The organism is Mesorhizobium waitakense (genome assembly GCF_056431085.1).
The window spans coordinates 1-800 of sequence record NZ_JBWKME010000238.1; the positions used below are offsets into that span (position 1 = coordinate 1).

Here is an 800-nt window from a genome sequence, read left to right on the forward strand (position 1 = left end):
GCAGGCAGGGACGATCTGCGTCCCTCAGCAAAGGCAGGCACCCGATCAGGACCTTCCTGCCGGCGGGCGCGATGAACAGCCGGCATGCGGTTGGCCAGCGAGGCCTTGATGAAACCGCAGCCATCATGCGATCGCAAGGCGATCGGGCCTTCCGGCCCAGTTAGCTTGAAGGGATGTTCCTGGTTCGCAGGGCGATCCGGCAGCAGCGACAGTTTGAAGGCGCCCTCCAGCGCGTAGTCGTGAGGGCCCAGCCCCTTGATTCCTGGAGGCGCGGCAAAACCCCTGCGCTGCATGTAATAATATGCCTCCTTGAAAGGGGCCCAGGCGCGCAATAGCTGCTCGAACGCCGTGCCCGATGCGGTATCGGCATACGGAATGGCCAGCAGCTTTCCGCCAGGAGACATGGCTGCCGCGGCGTCCGGGGCGCGGGCGGCGAGCTGCGAGAGGGTCGGTTTCGGTGGTTTTAACTTGCTTCCGCCGAACAGGTCCATGCGGTATGGCACACCCTCGACGGTAACCGTACGCGCCAGCATGAAGGGGCTGGGCTTTCCTGGCAGCTGCACCGCGACGACTGGCAAAGCTCCCGAGGTCAGGCGATGAAAAATCGAATAGCGTGTCTCGGGCTCCGTGGCCACTGGCCGGCCCTGCATGTCCACCACCGGCAACTGCATCAGTCCCGCCTCACCTTGCGGCGGTCTGGGCTCGTGGTCCATTGCTCGCAACACCTGATGGACGTCGAACACCGACGCTGGATGTTGGGCCTGGACCGTCGCCACATTCTGCGCCATGAACGTGTCCAG

1 pseudogene is annotated in these 800 nt (G+C 64.1%); it reads right to left on the minus strand.

Annotated elements, in window-relative coordinates:
- Window positions 1-800: pseudogene (locus AC07FD_RS39490) on the minus strand (hypothetical protein); the annotation flags it as partial.